Source organism: Pseudorhodoferax sp. Leaf267 (assembly GCF_001422405.1).
In the GTDB taxonomy this organism is placed as follows: domain Bacteria; phylum Pseudomonadota; class Gammaproteobacteria; order Burkholderiales; family Burkholderiaceae_C; genus Pseudorhodoferax.
This window is the reverse complement of the sequence record NZ_LMMV01000025.1, coordinates 106377-120323: the sequence shown is the minus strand read 5'-3', so window position 1 is coordinate 120323 and position 13947 is coordinate 106377. Positions and strand designations below refer to the sequence as shown.

12 protein-coding genes are annotated in these 13947 nt (G+C 70.4%); 6 read left to right on the top strand and 6 right to left on the bottom strand.

Features of this window, described 5'->3' with window-relative positions:
- Positions 1–3 precede the first annotated feature (3 nt).
- The 5 genes from ASF43_RS25710 to ASF43_RS25690 all read right to left on the bottom strand — a co-directional run bounded on the left by ASF43_RS25710 (position 4) and on the right by ASF43_RS25690 (position 7001).
- Positions 4–2844, bottom strand: coding sequence for a DUF11 domain-containing protein (locus tag ASF43_RS25710; protein WP_056187778.1), 2841 nt, complete (start codon positions 2842–2844; stop codon positions 4–6).
- A 334-nt stretch (positions 2845–3178) separates the two neighbouring features.
- Positions 3179–4447, bottom strand: coding sequence for an FIST N-terminal domain-containing protein (locus ASF43_RS25705; RefSeq protein WP_056187775.1), 1269 nt, complete (start codon positions 4445–4447; stop codon positions 3179–3181).
- Positions 4448–4520: 73 nt separating this feature from the next.
- A complete protein-coding gene (locus tag ASF43_RS25700) occupies positions 4521–5195 on the bottom strand; it encodes a PhaM family polyhydroxyalkanoate granule multifunctional regulatory protein (RefSeq protein WP_056187772.1) in 675 nt (224 codons plus the stop codon).
- 69 nt (positions 5196–5264) lie between these two features.
- A complete protein-coding gene (locus ASF43_RS25695) occupies positions 5265–5765 on the bottom strand; it encodes a copper chaperone PCu(A)C (RefSeq protein WP_056187769.1) in 501 nt (166 codons plus the stop codon).
- 222 nt (positions 5766–5987) lie between these two features.
- Complete coding sequence (locus tag ASF43_RS25690) at positions 5988–7001, bottom strand: fumarylacetoacetate hydrolase family protein (protein WP_056187768.1); 1014 nt, start codon at positions 6999–7001, stop codon at positions 5988–5990.
- 93 nt (positions 7002–7094) lie between these two features.
- Between ASF43_RS25690 and ASF43_RS25685 the strand changes: the two genes are divergently transcribed.
- The 4 genes from ASF43_RS25685 (at position 7095) to purU (ending at position 10470) form a co-directional block, all read left to right on the top strand.
- Complete coding sequence (locus ASF43_RS25685) at positions 7095–8234, top strand: DUF3108 domain-containing protein (RefSeq protein ID WP_235578365.1); 1140 nt, start codon at positions 7095–7097, stop codon at positions 8232–8234.
- Positions 8235–8355: 121 nt separating this feature from the next.
- Positions 8356–8688 (top strand): DUF3567 domain-containing protein, encoded by a 333-nt coding sequence (locus tag ASF43_RS25680; protein ID WP_056187763.1) that lies wholly within the window; start codon positions 8356–8358, stop codon positions 8686–8688.
- A 72-nt stretch (positions 8689–8760) separates the two neighbouring features.
- A complete protein-coding gene (locus ASF43_RS25675; protein ID WP_056188552.1) occupies positions 8761–9582 on the top strand; it encodes a ChaN family lipoprotein in 822 nt (273 codons plus the stop codon).
- Positions 9583–9615: 33 nt separating this feature from the next.
- The gene (purU, locus tag ASF43_RS25670; RefSeq protein WP_056187760.1) at positions 9616–10470 is read left to right on the top strand and encodes a formyltetrahydrofolate deformylase; all 855 of its coding nucleotides are present in this window, start codon (positions 9616–9618) and stop codon (positions 10468–10470) included.
- On the opposite strand, the gene asd is transcribed toward purU, so the two are convergent.
- A complete protein-coding gene (asd, locus tag ASF43_RS25665; protein ID WP_056187757.1) occupies positions 10463–11320 on the bottom strand; it encodes an archaetidylserine decarboxylase in 858 nt (285 codons plus the stop codon). The genes purU and asd overlap by 8 nt on opposite strands.
- Before the next feature lie 89 nt (positions 11321–11409).
- Between asd and ASF43_RS25660 the strand changes: the two genes are divergently transcribed.
- Positions 11410–12300, top strand: a complete 891-nt coding sequence (locus ASF43_RS25660) for a LysR substrate-binding domain-containing protein (protein ID WP_056187755.1) — start codon at positions 11410–11412, stop codon at positions 12298–12300.
- A gap of 96 nt (positions 12301–12396) precedes the next feature.
- On the top strand, positions 12397–13878 hold the full coding sequence (locus ASF43_RS25655; protein ID WP_056187752.1) for an FAD-linked oxidase C-terminal domain-containing protein: 1482 nt from the start codon (positions 12397–12399) through the stop codon (positions 13876–13878).
- Positions 13879–13947: the final 69 nt, after the last annotated feature.

Below are 13947 nucleotides of genomic sequence, written 5' to 3'. Positions count from 1 at the left end.
GCCTCACTGCCCGCTGGCCGTGACGCGGCACTGCAGCGTGACGGCCAGGCTGGAGTTGGCCGGCAGGCTGGGCAGCGTCACACCGCCACCGGAGAGCAGCGCGGCCGCCGTCACCGACGCCGGGCATTGCGCACCACCACTGAGCGGGGTGCAGATCGGCGCCGCCAGTCCTGCCTGCGTGCAGTCCAGCCCTGCCCCCGGCGCATCGCGCAGCACGGCGTTCGCCACGGCCGGGCCGCCCGCGGGGTTTCCGACCGTCAACGTGTAGGTGACGACGGCTCCGGTCACGACGGGCGAGGGGCTGGCGGTCTTGGCCAGGGTGATCTGACCCACCAATCGCGCGTTGCTGAAGGTGCAGGTCAGGTCATCGCCGGCCACCGGGGTGATGCTGAAGCTCGTGCCGGTGCCACTGGGCGTCTGGCCACCGGACAACGCGTTGGTGCAGCTGTAGGTGGTGACGTAGTTGGCCAGCAACGCGCCCCCGGCTCCCGCCTCGGACAGCGTGTAGGCGCTGCCCGCGGTGGCAGTGCTGTGTGTGAGTACTCCAGTGGCCGTCGTGCCGCTGCCGGTGGTGGTCATGGCGGCAGGCGCCCCTGTTCCAGTCATCGCCAACGTGAACTGGTCGCCAGCGGCCACGCGGCCGTTGGGCAGGGTCTTTTGCAGGCGGATGACCGGCACGCGCGCATTGGTAAAGGTGCACACGATGTCGCTGGCGGTCGCACCCACCGTCAGCGTGCCGCTCAGCGCATTGGCCGTGTAGCCCAGTGCCGCGCCGCTGCCTGTGTTGCCGGTGCAGGACAGGGACTTGCTGTAGCTGCCGGCAGCGCCGGTGGTGAAGGCCTCGGTGACCGTGTAGGTCTGCCCGGGCTGCACGCCGTAGGACGCACTGGCCGTGTCGGTCTCGCTGGCCGTGTTGGCCACGGAGGCGAGCGCCCCCGTGCCGATCGGTGCCGGCGTGCCACTGACGCTGACGTTCACCGCGTCGTTGGGCGTTGCGCCCACCCAGGTCTTGGCCAGAGTGAGCCGGACCGCCGGCGTGTCGGTGTCGGTGGCGCTGTTGTTGCCCGGCGTGGGGTCGGTCACGCCTGCCAGCGCGATGCTCGCGCCATTGACCAGGTTGCCGCTGGCCGATGCCGAGACCGTGCCGGTCGCGGTGAAGGTGACGCTGGCACCCACGGGCAGGTTCACGCCGTGGTTGATGTTGCCGCTGCCCGAAGCTGTCGCGCAGCTGCCGCCACCCGTGCCCGCACCGCAGGTCCAGGTGACCGTGTCGAGGCTGGTCGGGAAGGTGTCGGTGACGACGGCGCCATTGGCTGGGCTGGGGCCGGCGTTGCTCGCCACGATCTGGTAGGTGACCTGCTGGCCGCGCAGGTAGCCGGTCTGGTTGTTGCTCTTGGTGATGGACAGGTCGGCCGCGCGTGCGTTGCGCAAGGTGCAGCTCAGATCGTCGCCCGCCACCGGCGTGATGTCGAAGCTGGCGCCGCTGCCGCTGGGCGTCTGCCCGCCCGCGCGGGTGTTGCTGCAGCTCCAGCCGCTGATGTACTGGGCCAGATTGGTGGTGCCGGCCGCCAGTTCGGACAAGGTGTAGACGGTGCCGGCCGTGGCCGGGTCCAGCACCGCGGCCTGGGCTGGCGTGACGGTCGCACCGGTGGTGGTGGCATTGGCCAGCACGCTGCCACCGCTGGCGATGCGCAGCGTGAACTGGTCGCCGGCCGCAGATCGCCCGTCCGGCAGCGTCTTGGCCAGGCGCACCACCGGCAGCCGCTCGTTGGTGAAGGTGCAGACGATGGTCGCACTGGTGCCCACCTCGGCAGCGCTGAGCCGCAGCCGGCGTCGTCGACGGCGTCGATGACCGCGGCGCTGACGGCCACGGTGGCGGTGGCGCTGTCGCACGTGGGGGGTGTGGTGGCTGCCAGCGGTGGTGCCCGCTGCCACGACGATGTTGCCGCCCGCGTTCATCGACACACTGCCATTAGCAGGCGGCGTCGTGACGGCGCGGGGGTTCAGGCTGGCGTTGCTGCCGAGCACGACCGTCGCGCCGTTGCTCGTGTCGTTGGCAATGACACTGCCAGCCGTGCTGCCGCCAGCGGTACCGCTGATCGGCGTGCTGGCGTAGTTGTCGTCCAGCGCATCGATGCTGGCGCTGGTCGTGACGGTCACGGTGACGGTGGCGTTGTCGCAGTTGGACGGGTTCAGCTGCTCGCAGATGCGGTAGACCAGCGCGTAAGTGCCGGCAGGTGTGCCGGCTGCAACGTTGACAGCGCGCGTGGTCACATCCAGTGTGATTCCGGGCTGGCTGGTGCTGACCTGGCTCAGCGTGACGGTGCTCAGGGTTGCCGGCGTCGCGTTCAGCAGATCGTTGCCCAGCACGTTGGCCACAGCGGTCCCGCCGAGCGCACCGTTGACGCTGGTGCCGGCGGTCGCCGTCGGCGTCACAGGCACCACGAAGCTCACCTGCGAGCCGCCGGCCGCAAGGCCCGCCGCGACCGTGCAGGTGACCGTCTGGCCGGTTGCCGAGCAGCCTGCCGGCATGGCCCCGAGCGCCAGCCCCGCCGGCACCGCGTCGGTCACGGTCGCGGCAGCCGTCGTGGCGGCGGTCCCGCTGTTCGTGACGCGCAATGTGTAGCTGGCGGGCGCACCCACGGTGAAGCTGGCGGGGCTCGCGGTCTTGGTCACCGTCAGCACGGGGGCCGTGACCTGCGTCGTGACCGTAGCGTCCCACGCGCACACGCCGCCGCCCGGGGACGCGCAGGTCATGGCTGCCGGCAGCGTGACCGTGGCGGTGTTGCCGACCGATGTCTGCGCCAGCGTCAGTGGCGCAGCAGCTGCCGCTCCAAGCCACAAGCTCCAAACGCTTGCGCGACGGAGCCAGCCCATGTCACCCCCCGCCCTTCCCTCGCGCCCGCAAGCTCAGGCAGGCGTGGGTCGGCGAACCCGACACCGTAAGGACATCGTGGCCACAGTCTTTCCACTGCTGGCAGATGGTCACAAGCACCACATCGCTCTTGTTCAAGCGCCGCCCACTTCGCCCGCGCGATCGATGGCGGCAACGCCCGATTCTTCAACCGATCGACGCCTGGTGATGGATGCAATAAACCGTTGGTGCCTGTGCTGTTCCCGCTCGTCAGTCCAACGCCTGGCATCGCGGCGCGCCGCAGTTACCTGCGGGCGCGGGGCATCAGGAGGGGCCTGTAAACACCGTCAGCACGCCGGTGTAGCCATAGAGATGGTGGCGTGCGATCTCGCCGCCCGCGAAGAAGCCGACCAGGGGCACGTCGCCCAGGGCATGGCGCACGATCTGCATCTCGGCGCTGGGGCCGCCGAAATGCGGGCCACCGCGCCCGGCGCAGCTGACGTAGATGGCGCCCGCCATGCGCCGCGCCGGGTGCGGCGCGGAGGCCGCGACGTTGGCCGCCAGCGCAACGGCGGCCTCGATCGCCATCTCCTCGGGCTCCAGTTCTTCGCGGATCTCAGCGCATACGCGCACCAGGTCGGCACGCGCGGCCACCGGGTTGCGCTGGCAGAAGGCCAGGCGCATGCCGGGCTCGACCGGCTCGGCGATCGCGACGCCCTGGCGCGCCGGGTCCAGGCCGATGATGTGGCGCACGCGCACGTCTGGGCCGAAGCTGCCGGGCCGTCGCACGGCGTCGCCACCGGCGGCGTTGGGCGCGGCGCGCAGGCCGGCCAGCGTGGCGCGCACGCGTTCGAGTGCGCTGCGCGGCTCGTCCAGCGACACGCCCAGGTCGCGCAGCAGCACCTGCAGCGCGGGTTCGTGGTCCAGCTCGATCACGACGTTGCCTTCGGCCCGCGTGACGGTGCGCTCGGGCGCGACGGGCTGGCAACCCTGGGTGACGCGCGAGACCAGCGCCACGTCCTGCGAAAACGCCACGCCCGACAGGCCGCCCTGGAACACGCCGCCGGCCGCGCCATGTCCCTTGATGTTGCCGTTGCCACCGATGGCGAACTGCACGACGTCGGACCGGCTGGAGGCCAGGCCACCGAACAGGTAGCCCGTGTCGGTGCGGCCGGCCATCTCGGCGATGAGCTCGGTCACGTCGGGCGTGTTCGCATCGGCATGGACCAGCGCCGTGTGCGCCTCAAATCCCATGCCCAGCGGCGCGACGCCCGAGAACACGCGGTAGTCGTGCGCCGGCACGCCGCACAGCATGACGGCCAGCGCGGGCTCGTCGAAATACTCGACGTTGTTGGCCGCGATGCCCACGCCCACGGTGCCGGACCAGTCCGTGACCTCGGGCAACTCGGCGCTCAGGTGGTCCAGGATGTCCTGCGCGGCAGACGCGTAGTGGTCGGTGATGTACAGCAGGCCCAGGCCGGGCGCGCTGGCGTAGTCCGGCAACGCCATCTGCGCGCGCAACTGGGCCAGCACCAGGCCGGCCGCCATGCGCCACTGCGGATGCGTGGCGTGGCCGTAGGGAAAGAGTTTCATGGACGCCATGCTGCCACGCGCCGCAGCGGTCCGGGCATGGCCGTATGCCGCGTAGTGGCGTAGGCGCTGCCGTTCAGCTGGGGCGCTTGCGGGCCGGTGCCTTCTTGGCCGGCGCGGGCTTGGCCCGCTTGCGCGCCGCGGGCTTGGCGCTGGTGGAAGCCGGGGCCGGCTTGGCGGCCTGGCTGCGCGCGACAACCGGGGCAGCGCGCTCGGCGGCGTCCTTCATCGCGGTGGCAGCGATCTGCTGGAACTGCTGTGTCAGCGCACCCCACCATTGCATGGGGTCGACCACCCCGGCGGCCGGCTTGTCGCTGGCCTCGGTGGCATCAGCGTCATCCGACGCGTCGGCCGGCGCGGCCTGGGTGGCGGGCGCGGGCGGCGGCTCGGGTGTGCGCTCGGGCACGCGTGGCGCGGGCGCGGCGGCCTCGGCGGGCTTGGGCGTGAAGGCCTTGGCCACCTCGGCCATGCTGACGTTCATGCCCTTGAGCGTGGCCAGCGTCATCTTCTGCACCTCCAGCGCCTGGATCGTGGCCTTGAGCGCCATGGCGTTCTGGTCGAGCCAGAACTGCACGGCCTTGAGCTCGGTGATGCGCTTGTCCAGCTCTTCCACGCTGAGCGTGGGCGCCACCCAGCCGCCCAGGCCGGGCATCTGCGGGATGCTCTGCGCCGCGCCCTTGGCAAGGCTTTGCAGGAAGTCGAAGCCGGGCACGAACTTGCCGAAGCCCGAACCGGTTGCGTCGTCGCTCATGGTGTCTCCAATCGTTGTGGCAATGCGGGGGCAGCTTACTGCAAGGCGATGGCGCCAACGGCCCGGGTGTCAATGTTTGTGGGCGCCATGGCCGGCATGGTCGGCCGCCGCGCCCGGCGCCGCACCGGGCGCCGTTGCCGCGACGGGCACCGTCAGCGCCAGTTCGCTGGCCGCACCCCTGGCGTCCGTGAAGCGCAGCGTCAGCGGCACGCGGCTGTCCTTGGCCAGCGTGGATTTCAGGTCCAGCAGCATCACGTGGTAGCCACCGGGCTTGAGCTCCACCGCCTTGCCGGCGGGCAGGTCCAGCCCGGGCAGGGCGCGCATGCGCATCACGTCGCCTTCCAGCCGCATCTCGTGCACCTCGACCACGCCGGCCACGGGGCTGGAGGCGCCGACCAGGCGCAGTCCCTGCCTGGCGGTGAGGGTCATGAAGGCGCCGGTGCCGCTCTGGCCGGGCACCGAGGCGCGCACCCAGGCGTTGCGCGCCTCGACGGGGGCGGCGGTCTGGGCGTGGGCGGCGGTCAGCAGCGTGAGGGCTGCGGTGGCGATGAGGGCGTGGCGAAGTGGCATGGGAGTCCTGGGAAGAAGAGACGAGCGTTCAGGCGATTTTGCGGGTGATCCGGCGCGGGGCCTGAGCAGCCCCTCGGCCCGGGTGGCATCCATCCTCGCCGAGCATGGTTCCTTGCGCGTCTCCACGGATCAAGGCTGATGTTTGCTCCCTTGGGAACAAAATGAGCGTTACGCGCGCCAATGGTTCAATTTTGACCCGCTGAGGTCGTTCTCAAGCGGCCGTCAATCCTCTTGCGCCGCAGGTGCTGCATGGCCGCGCCCGCGTGCCGAAGCCACGCCAGGTGGCGCCAGCGCCACCACCTCCTGCTCGATCGCGCCGAACAGGCTCAGGCCGTCGGCGTCCTTCATCTCGATGCGCAGGCTGTCGCCGAAGCGCAGGAAGCCGGTGGCGGCCTGGCCGTCCCGCAGGGCTTCGACGGTGCGCTTGTCGGCAATCGCGTGGAAGCCCTTGGGCCATTCCATGCGGCTTTTGCCCTCCACGCCGCGGTTGCGCACCGTGCCGGCGCCGACGATGCTGCCGGCCGCCAGCGGCCGCGTGGCGCACAGATGGGCGATCAGCTCGCCGAAATGCCAGCGCATGTCGGCGCCGGCCTCGGCCATGCCGACACGCCGGCCGTTCCAGTGGGTCTGCAATGGCAGCTGCAGGCGGCCCTGCGCCCAGGCGTCGCCGAGTTCGTCCAGCGTCACGGCCACGGGGCCGAACGCGGTGTGCGGCTGGCGCTGGGCAGCCGTCAGGCCGTCTGCGTGCAGCACGACGGCGTTGACCAGCAGGACGAGGCGCACGCCATCGAGGGCCTGCTCGGGGCTGGCGCGCTGGGGGATGTCGGCCGTGACCACCGCCAGGCCGGCACCGAAGTCGATGCCTTGCTGTTCGGACAACGCGGGCACGGGATCGCAGGCACCGGCCAGTCCATGGCCCGCTCCCAGCCGCAGGCCGGGATCGGCCGCCGACTCGGCCGGCAGGCCGGCGTCATAGGCGTCGGCCAGGGCCCACAGGCCGGCGCGCGGCAGGGGCGCCATGCACTGGCGCGGGTCGAACGGGAACGCATGGCGCGCACGGCCGGCGTTCAGCGCATCGGACAAGTCCTGCAATTGCGGCGCGAGGAAGTTCCAGTCGTCCAGCACCTGCTGCAAACGGCTGGCGATGGTGCTGGCGTAGTGGGCGATGGACAGGTCGCGCGCGACCACGACCAGTTGGCCGTCGCGCGAGCCGTCCTTGTAAGTGGCAAGTTTCATGGAGCGTGGCGCCGGCGCGGCCCGTGCTGCGCCGGCTTGGGGAATCAAGGAGGCCGGATGGCAGCCGCGCCGCATCCGTGGACAATCCAGCGGGTGCAACGGACTCGATCGGCCGCCGAGGGGCTGCAGGATACAACCAAGCCGCGCGGCGACCGCCGGGCGCTGGGCTTTCTGGCGCTGGGCGTCGTCGTGGCCCATCTGGCGCTGCTGCAGAACCTGCCCGACGCACTGGCGCCGCCCGATCCGCTGAAGACACGCGCCTTCACCACCCGCAGCATCGTGCTGCAGCCGCCCCCTGTGATGGCCGTGGCGCCGCCGCCGGAACCCGTGGCCGCGCCCGCTCCCCGGCCCAGGCCGCGCCCATCCAAGCCGCGCCCGCCCGCGGCGGAGCCTGCGCCCGAGCCGCTGACCCTGGCGCCGCCCGAGCCCGCACCGGACATCACTGGGGCGGAGCCAACTGTGGATGCCACGGCCCAGGCCGAGCCAGCCGAGCCGGCGGCGTCCCAACCCCAGGAGCTGGCGGCCATCGACCCCCAGCCGGCCATCCAGGCCCCGCCGCCCGCCGAGCCCACCCCGCCGGCCACGCTGGCGCTGGCCATCCCGGGTTCGATGCGCCTGAAGTACACGCTGACCGGCGAGGCCAAGAAGCAGACCTACCACGCCATGGGTGAATTCCTGTGGCTGCAGGACGGCAAGACCTATGACGCGCGGCTGGAATACAGCGCGTTCCTGATTGGCTCGCGCGTGCGCACCAGCACCGGCCAGATCACGGGCCGCGGCCTGGCGCCCGACCGGTTCTCGGACAAATGGCGCAAGCGCGACCTGGCGGCGCATTTCGAGCGCGACAAGAACCAGGTCAGCTTCAGCGCCAACACGCCTGTGGCGCCGCTGCTGCCCGATGCGCAGGACCAGCTCAGCGTGCTGCTGCAACTGGCCTCCATGGTGGCCGGAGACCCGGGCCGCTACGGCCCAGGCACCACGCTGACGCTGCCTGTGGTCGGCCCGCGCGATGCCGACACCTGGGCCTTCACGCTGCAGGGCGAGGAACGCATCTACCTGCCCTTGGGCGAGATGCCGACCATCAAGCTCACGCGCAACCCGCGCAAGGAGTTCGACCAGAAGGTCGAGGCCTGGCTGGCCCCCAGCCTGGCCTACATGCCCGTTCAGCTGCGCATCACCCAGCCCAATGGCGACTTCGTCGAGCAGCAGTTGCGCGCTGTCGACACGCCATGAACGGCGACACGGGCATCTTTTGACAGGCAAGTAGTCGCAGGACTACCGTGTGTCAGCCTTGAAACCGGCCCGGAAGTTGCAATCTAGGGTGCAGGATGAATCCAACGAAAGGACCCCAGTGATGAACATGCTCTACGACTCCGACTCGTTCGTGGTGGTCCACATGGAGCCCCACGCCGGTGATATCGACGTCCAGCAGAAGGAAGGCGGCGAGCTCGTGGCCCGCCCCAAGGAAGAGCGGCCGACCATCGGCGGCCACCCCGCGCTGGAACGGCACGGGTTCGAAATCGTGGACAAGCGCTCGGGCAAGGAGGTCTACCTGGACGGCTCCTGGGCCGAACTATTCCAACGCCAGATCACGGCCTGGCGCGACCACACCCCCACCCAGGAAGAGGTCGAGGACACGCTGGAACGCTACGCCGAGCTGGCCCAGAACCCGGTGGTCATGCACTGAGGTGCGCAGCGCCCCTGCGCCCGCCAGGGGCCGGCGCACCACGGCCTGCGCCCTGCAGGCATGATGCGCGGGATGCGCAAGCCCCGTTCTTCCCCCCTCTCTTTTCTCTCACGCCGCTGGGCCCTGGTGCTCGCCGCCGGCCTGCTCGCCGGCTGCGTCGGCCTGCCCGGTGCGCCCACGGCCAAGCCCTTGGCCTTGCTGCCCACCGACGCCATCCTGCTCGGCGAGCAGCATGACGCCCCCGAGCACCAGAACATCCACACCGAGGTCGTGAAAGTGCTGGGCCGGCGCGGCCATTTGACGGCGCTGGTGCTGGAAATGGTGGAACAGGGCCGCAGCACGGTGGGCGTCTCCTCGCGCAGCGACGCCACCGCCGTGCGCCGCGCGCTGGCATGGAACGATGCGGCCTGGCCCTGGAAGCTGTACGGCCCGGCGGTCATGGCGGCCGTGGTCGAGGACATCCCGGTCATCGGCGCCAACCTGCCGCGCAGCGAGATGGGCCGCGTCATGCAGGACGCCAGCCTGGACCAGCGACTGCCGCCCGCAGCCCTGCAAGCCCAGCGCGACGCGATCCTTGCCGGGCATTGCGACCTGCTGCCCGAAGCCCAGATCGCCCCGATGACGCGCGTGCAGATCGCGCGCGACATGGCCATGGCGCAGGCCGTGGTCGACAACGCGCGCCCCGGCGGCGTGGTGCTGCTGCTGGCCGGCAGCGGCCATGTGGACCGCGCGCTCGGCGTGCCACGCTACCTGCCGCCGGGCTTTCGCGCCCAGGCCGTGCGCCTGCAGGCCGGCGGCAAGGCCGAGGCCGCAGCGGGCTTCGACGTCGTCTGGCCGACGCCGCCCGTTCCGCCCAGGGACCACTGCGCCGAGCTGCGCCCCAAGCAGCCCTGAGCCACCGCGGGCGCCTGCGACAATCGCGCGCCTATGACGACGACCAGCGCCTCCTACATCCTCACCCTGTCCTGCCCCGATCGCACCGGCATCGTGCACGCCGTGTCGGGCTTCCTGTTCGAGCGCAGCGGCAACATCGAGGAAGCCGCGCAGTACAACGACCACGCCACCGGCCTGTTCTTCATGCGCGTGCGCTTCGCCTGCGCCATGGACCGCGCAGAGTTGCAGGCACAGCTCGCGGCCTTTGCCGAGGGCTTCAAGATGCGCTGGAGCCTGCACGCCACGGCCGAGCCCATGCGCACGGTGATCATGGTCAGCAAGGAAGGCCACTGCCTGAACGACCTGCTGTTCCGCTGGAAGAGCGGGCTGCTGCCGGTGGACATCCGCGCCATCGTGTCCAACCACCGCGACTTCTACCAGCTGGCCGCCAGCTACAACGTGCCCTTCCACCACATCCCGGTGACGGCGGCGACCAAGGCGCAGGCCGAATCGCGCGCATTCGAGGTGGTGGAGAACGAGGGGGCCGAGCTCGTGGTGCTGGCGCGCTACATGCAGATCCTGTCGGACGACCTGTGCCGCAAGCTGGCTGGCCGCGCCATCAACATCCACCACTCGTTCCTGCCCAGCTTCAAGGGCGCCAAGCCCTACTACCAGGCGCACGACCGCGGCGTGAAGCTGATCGGCGCCACCGCCCACTACGTGACGGCCGACCTGGACGAAGGCCCCATCATCGAGCAGGACGTGGCCCGCGCCGACCACAGCAAGACGGTGGAAGACCTGACGGCCATGGGCCGCGACACCGAGAGCCAGGTGCTGGCCCGCGCGGTCAAGTGGCACAGCGAGCACCGCGTGCTGCTGAACGGCCACAAGACCGTGATCTTCAAGTAGCCGTCGGCCCCCAGTTCGCCATGGTCTCGCCCAGGCGGATCGGGCGGCCGCTGGTCCACTCGGTGTTGAACGCCAGCGGCCCCTGCGGGAACAGCATCACCACGGTGGAGCCCAGCAGGAAGCGGCCCATCTCCTCGCCCTGCTTCAGTGCGACGGCGCCATCGTCATAGCGCCATTCGCGCAACTCGCCCAGGCGCCGCGGGTTCACCACGCCATGCCACACGGTGGCCATGCTGCCCACGATGGTCGCGCCCACCAGCGTCAGCACGAAGGGGCCGTGCGCCGTCTCGAACACGCAGACCACGCGCTCGTTGCGCGCGAACAGCCCGGGCACGCCGCGCGCCGTGGTCGGGTTCACCGAGAACAGGTCGCCCGGCACATAGACCATGCGCGTGAGCCGGCCGTCGCAGGGCATGTGGATGCGGTGGTAGTCGCGCGGGCTCAGGTACAGCGTGGCGAAGCTGCCGTGCTGGAACTGCGCGGCCAGCGCGGCGTCGCCGCCGACCAGCGCGCGCGTCGTGAAGTTGTGGCCCTTGGCCTGGAAAATCTGGTCGTCCCGGATGCCGCCGAACTGGCTGATGGTGCCGTCCACGGGGCAGACCAGGTCGGCCTGCGCCAGCGGCCGCGCGCCGTCCTTCAGCGCCCGCGTGAAGAAGTCGTTGAAGCTGGTGTAGGCGGCGATGTCGGGCTCGGCAGCCTCGTCCATGTCCACGCCGTACTTGCCGACGAACCAGCGGATCAGCCGCGTCGTGCGATCGCCCTTGCGGCGCGAGGCGACCCAGCCCGCGAAACGGGTCAGGCGGTGTTTGGGCAGCAGGTACTGCGGCAGGACGGCAAGGCGATCAGACACGGAGGGGTCGCTTCATCGGGAGGGTTTTGGAGTGTAGCCGTGGCCTTCTCAGGCCCCCGTAGTCCGGCGGCTGCACCGACAATCGGACGATGGCCACCCCCGCTCGCATTCCGCCCATCCAGTGCCTGCTGACCTTCGAGGCCCTGGCCCGCCTGCGCAGCGTGACGCTGGCGGCCGACGAGCAGTGCGTGACGCCCAGCGCCGTCAGCCACCGCGTGCGGCAGCTGGAGCAGGTCATCGGCACCAAGCTGTTCGGCCGTGCCGACTTCTCGCTGACGACCGAGGGCAGCGAGTACCTGGCCCATGTGCGCGAGGCGCTGGCCATGCTGGAGCGCTTCCCGAGCGCGCAGCCCACGCCGGGCAAGCGCAAGCTGCGCCTGGCCGTGACACCGACCTTCGCGCGCGCCATCCTGATCCCGCGGCTGCGCCAGTTCACCGAGGCCTACCCCGAGATCGACCTGACGCTGCAGGTGAGCATCCCGCTGCTGGACGTGGTGGCCGAGGACGCCGACCTGATGGTGCGCTTCGGCACCGGCCGCTATGCCGATGTGGAACACCTGTGCCTCACGCGCGACGAGGTGACGCCGCTGGCCTCGCCGGCCTACGTGCGCGAGAACGGCCCCTATGCCGAGGCCGTGGACCTGGAGGGCGAACGCTTCCTGCGCTCGCCGCTGGAGCCCTGGCGCACCTGGTTCGCGGCCCACAGGCTGGACTGGCCCGAGCCGACCGATGGCTCGCAGTTCAACGACGTGGGCCTGATGTGCGACGCCGCCTCGGCCGGCATGGGCATTGCGCTGGTGCGCCTGAAGCTGGCCGCGCCCTGGCTGGACAGCGGCGCGCTGGTACGCCTGGGCACCACGCCGGCGTTCACCACCAACGTGCCCAGCCCGCATGCGCACTACCTGTGCTGGCGCACGGGCACGATGGAGCGCTGGGAGTGCACCGCCTTCTCGGACTGGCTGCGGCAGGTGCTGGCCTGACCGTTCGGCACCAAGCGCCTTCACGCGGCGATTGAACATTCCTCATGCTGGCCGGGCAGCCCTTGGCTTACAGTGGTCCGCCACCGAGGAAGCGCCATGCCCGACCCCAGCCCCACGAGCTACCCCCCCGCCGCGCAGGCCATCGACGCGCTGCGCCGCGTGCTGCCCGCGCACGCGCTGCTGTCGCAAACCGAAGACACCGTTCCCTATGAGTGCGATGGCCTGACGGCCTACCGCCAGCGCCCCATGGCCGTGGCCCTGCCCGAGACCTACGCGCAGGTGCAGGCCGTGCTCAAGACCTGCCATGCACTGGGCGTGCCCGTGGTCGCGCGCGGCGCCGGCACCGGCCTGTCGGGCGGGGCCATGCCGCATGCGCAGGGCGTCACGCTGTCCATGGCCAAGTTCAACAAGATCCTCAAGATGGACCCGCTCGCGCGCACGGCCGTCGTGCAGTGCGGCGTGCGCAACCTGGCCATCAGCGAGGCCGCCGCGCCGCACGGCCTGTACTACGCGCCCGACCCATCGAGCCAGATCGCCTGCACCATCGGCGGCAACATCGCCGAGAACTCGGGCGGCGTGCACTGCCTGAAGTACGGCCTGACCGTGCACAACGTGCTCAAGATCAGCGGCTTCACGGCCGATGGCGAGCCCGTCACCTTCGGCGGCGACGCGCTGGACGCGCCCGGGCTCGACCTGCTGGCCGTGGCCATCGGCTCGGAGGGCATGCTGGCCGTGGCCACCGAAGTCACCGTCAAGCTCGTGCCCAAGCCACTGCTGGCGCGCTGCATCATGGCCAGCTTCGACGACATGCGCAAAGCCGGCGATGCCGTGGCCGCCGTGATCGCAGCCGGCATCATCCCGGCCGGCCTGGAGATGATGGACAAGCCCATGACGGCGGCCGTGGAGGACTTCGTGCACGCCGGCTACGACCTCACGGCCGAGGCCATCCTCTTGTGCGAGAGCGACGGCACGCCTGAAGAGGTGGAGGAAGAGATCGGCCGCATGAGCGCCGTGCTGCGCGACTGCGGCGCCACCGCGATTGCCGTGAGCCAGAACGAGGCCGAGCGCCTGCGCTTCTGGAGCGGGCGCAAGAACGCCTTCCCCGCGTCCGGCCGCATCAGCCCCGACTACATGTGCATGGACTCCACCATCCCGCGCAAGCGCCTGGCCGACATCCTGCTGGCGATTGCCCAGATGGAGAAGAAGTACGGCCTGCGTTGCGCCAACGTGTTCCATGCCGGCGACGGCAACCTGCACCCGCTGATCCTGTTCGATGCCAACGACCCGGACCAGCTGCACCGCTGCGAGCTGTTCGGCGCCGACATCCTGGAGACCAGCGTGGCCATGGGCGGCACCGTGACCGGCGAGCACGGCGTGGGCGTGGAAAAGCTCAACAGCATGTGCGTGCAGTTCTCGGCCGAGGAGAACGCACAGATGATGGGCCTCAAGCACGCCTTCGACCCCAAGGGTTTGCTGAACCCCGGCAAGGTGATCCCCACGCTGAACCGCTGCGCCGAATACGGCAAGATGCTGGTGCGTGGCGGGCAGATCGCGCACCCGGACCTGCCCCGGTTTTGACGACAAGCGGCGCTCGAATTTGAACTACTCAATCCATTGAGTAAGATACCTCAGTCCATTGAGTAAATG

Excerpts from the sequence above, each read along its gene's own strand:
- ASF43_RS25705 (WP_056187775.1), bottom strand. The coding sequence starts at position 4,447 with ATGAAACTCTTTCCCTACGGCCACGCCACGCATCCGCAGTGGCGCATG.
- ASF43_RS25700 (WP_056187772.1), bottom strand. The coding sequence starts at position 5,195 with ATGAGCGACGACGCAACCGGTTCGGGCTTCGGCAAGTTCGTGCCCGGC.
- ASF43_RS25695 (WP_056187769.1), bottom strand. The coding sequence starts at position 5,765 with ATGCCACTTCGCCACGCCCTCATCGCCACCGCAGCCCTCACGCTGCTG.
- ASF43_RS25690 (WP_056187768.1), bottom strand. The coding sequence starts at position 7,001 with ATGAAACTTGCCACTTACAAGGACGGCTCGCGCGACGGCCAACTGGTC.
- ASF43_RS25680 (WP_056187763.1), top strand. The coding sequence starts at position 8,356 with ATGAACATGCTCTACGACTCCGACTCGTTCGTGGTGGTCCACATGGAG.
- ASF43_RS25675 (WP_056188552.1), top strand. The coding sequence starts at position 8,761 with ATGCGCAAGCCCCGTTCTTCCCCCCTCTCTTTTCTCTCACGCCGCTGG.
- purU (WP_056187760.1), top strand. The coding sequence starts at position 9,616 with ATGACGACGACCAGCGCCTCCTACATCCTCACCCTGTCCTGCCCCGAT.
- ASF43_RS25660 (WP_056187755.1), top strand. The coding sequence starts at position 11,410 with ATGGCCACCCCCGCTCGCATTCCGCCCATCCAGTGCCTGCTGACCTTC.
- ASF43_RS25655 (WP_056187752.1), top strand. The coding sequence starts at position 12,397 with ATGCCCGACCCCAGCCCCACGAGCTACCCCCCCGCCGCGCAGGCCATC.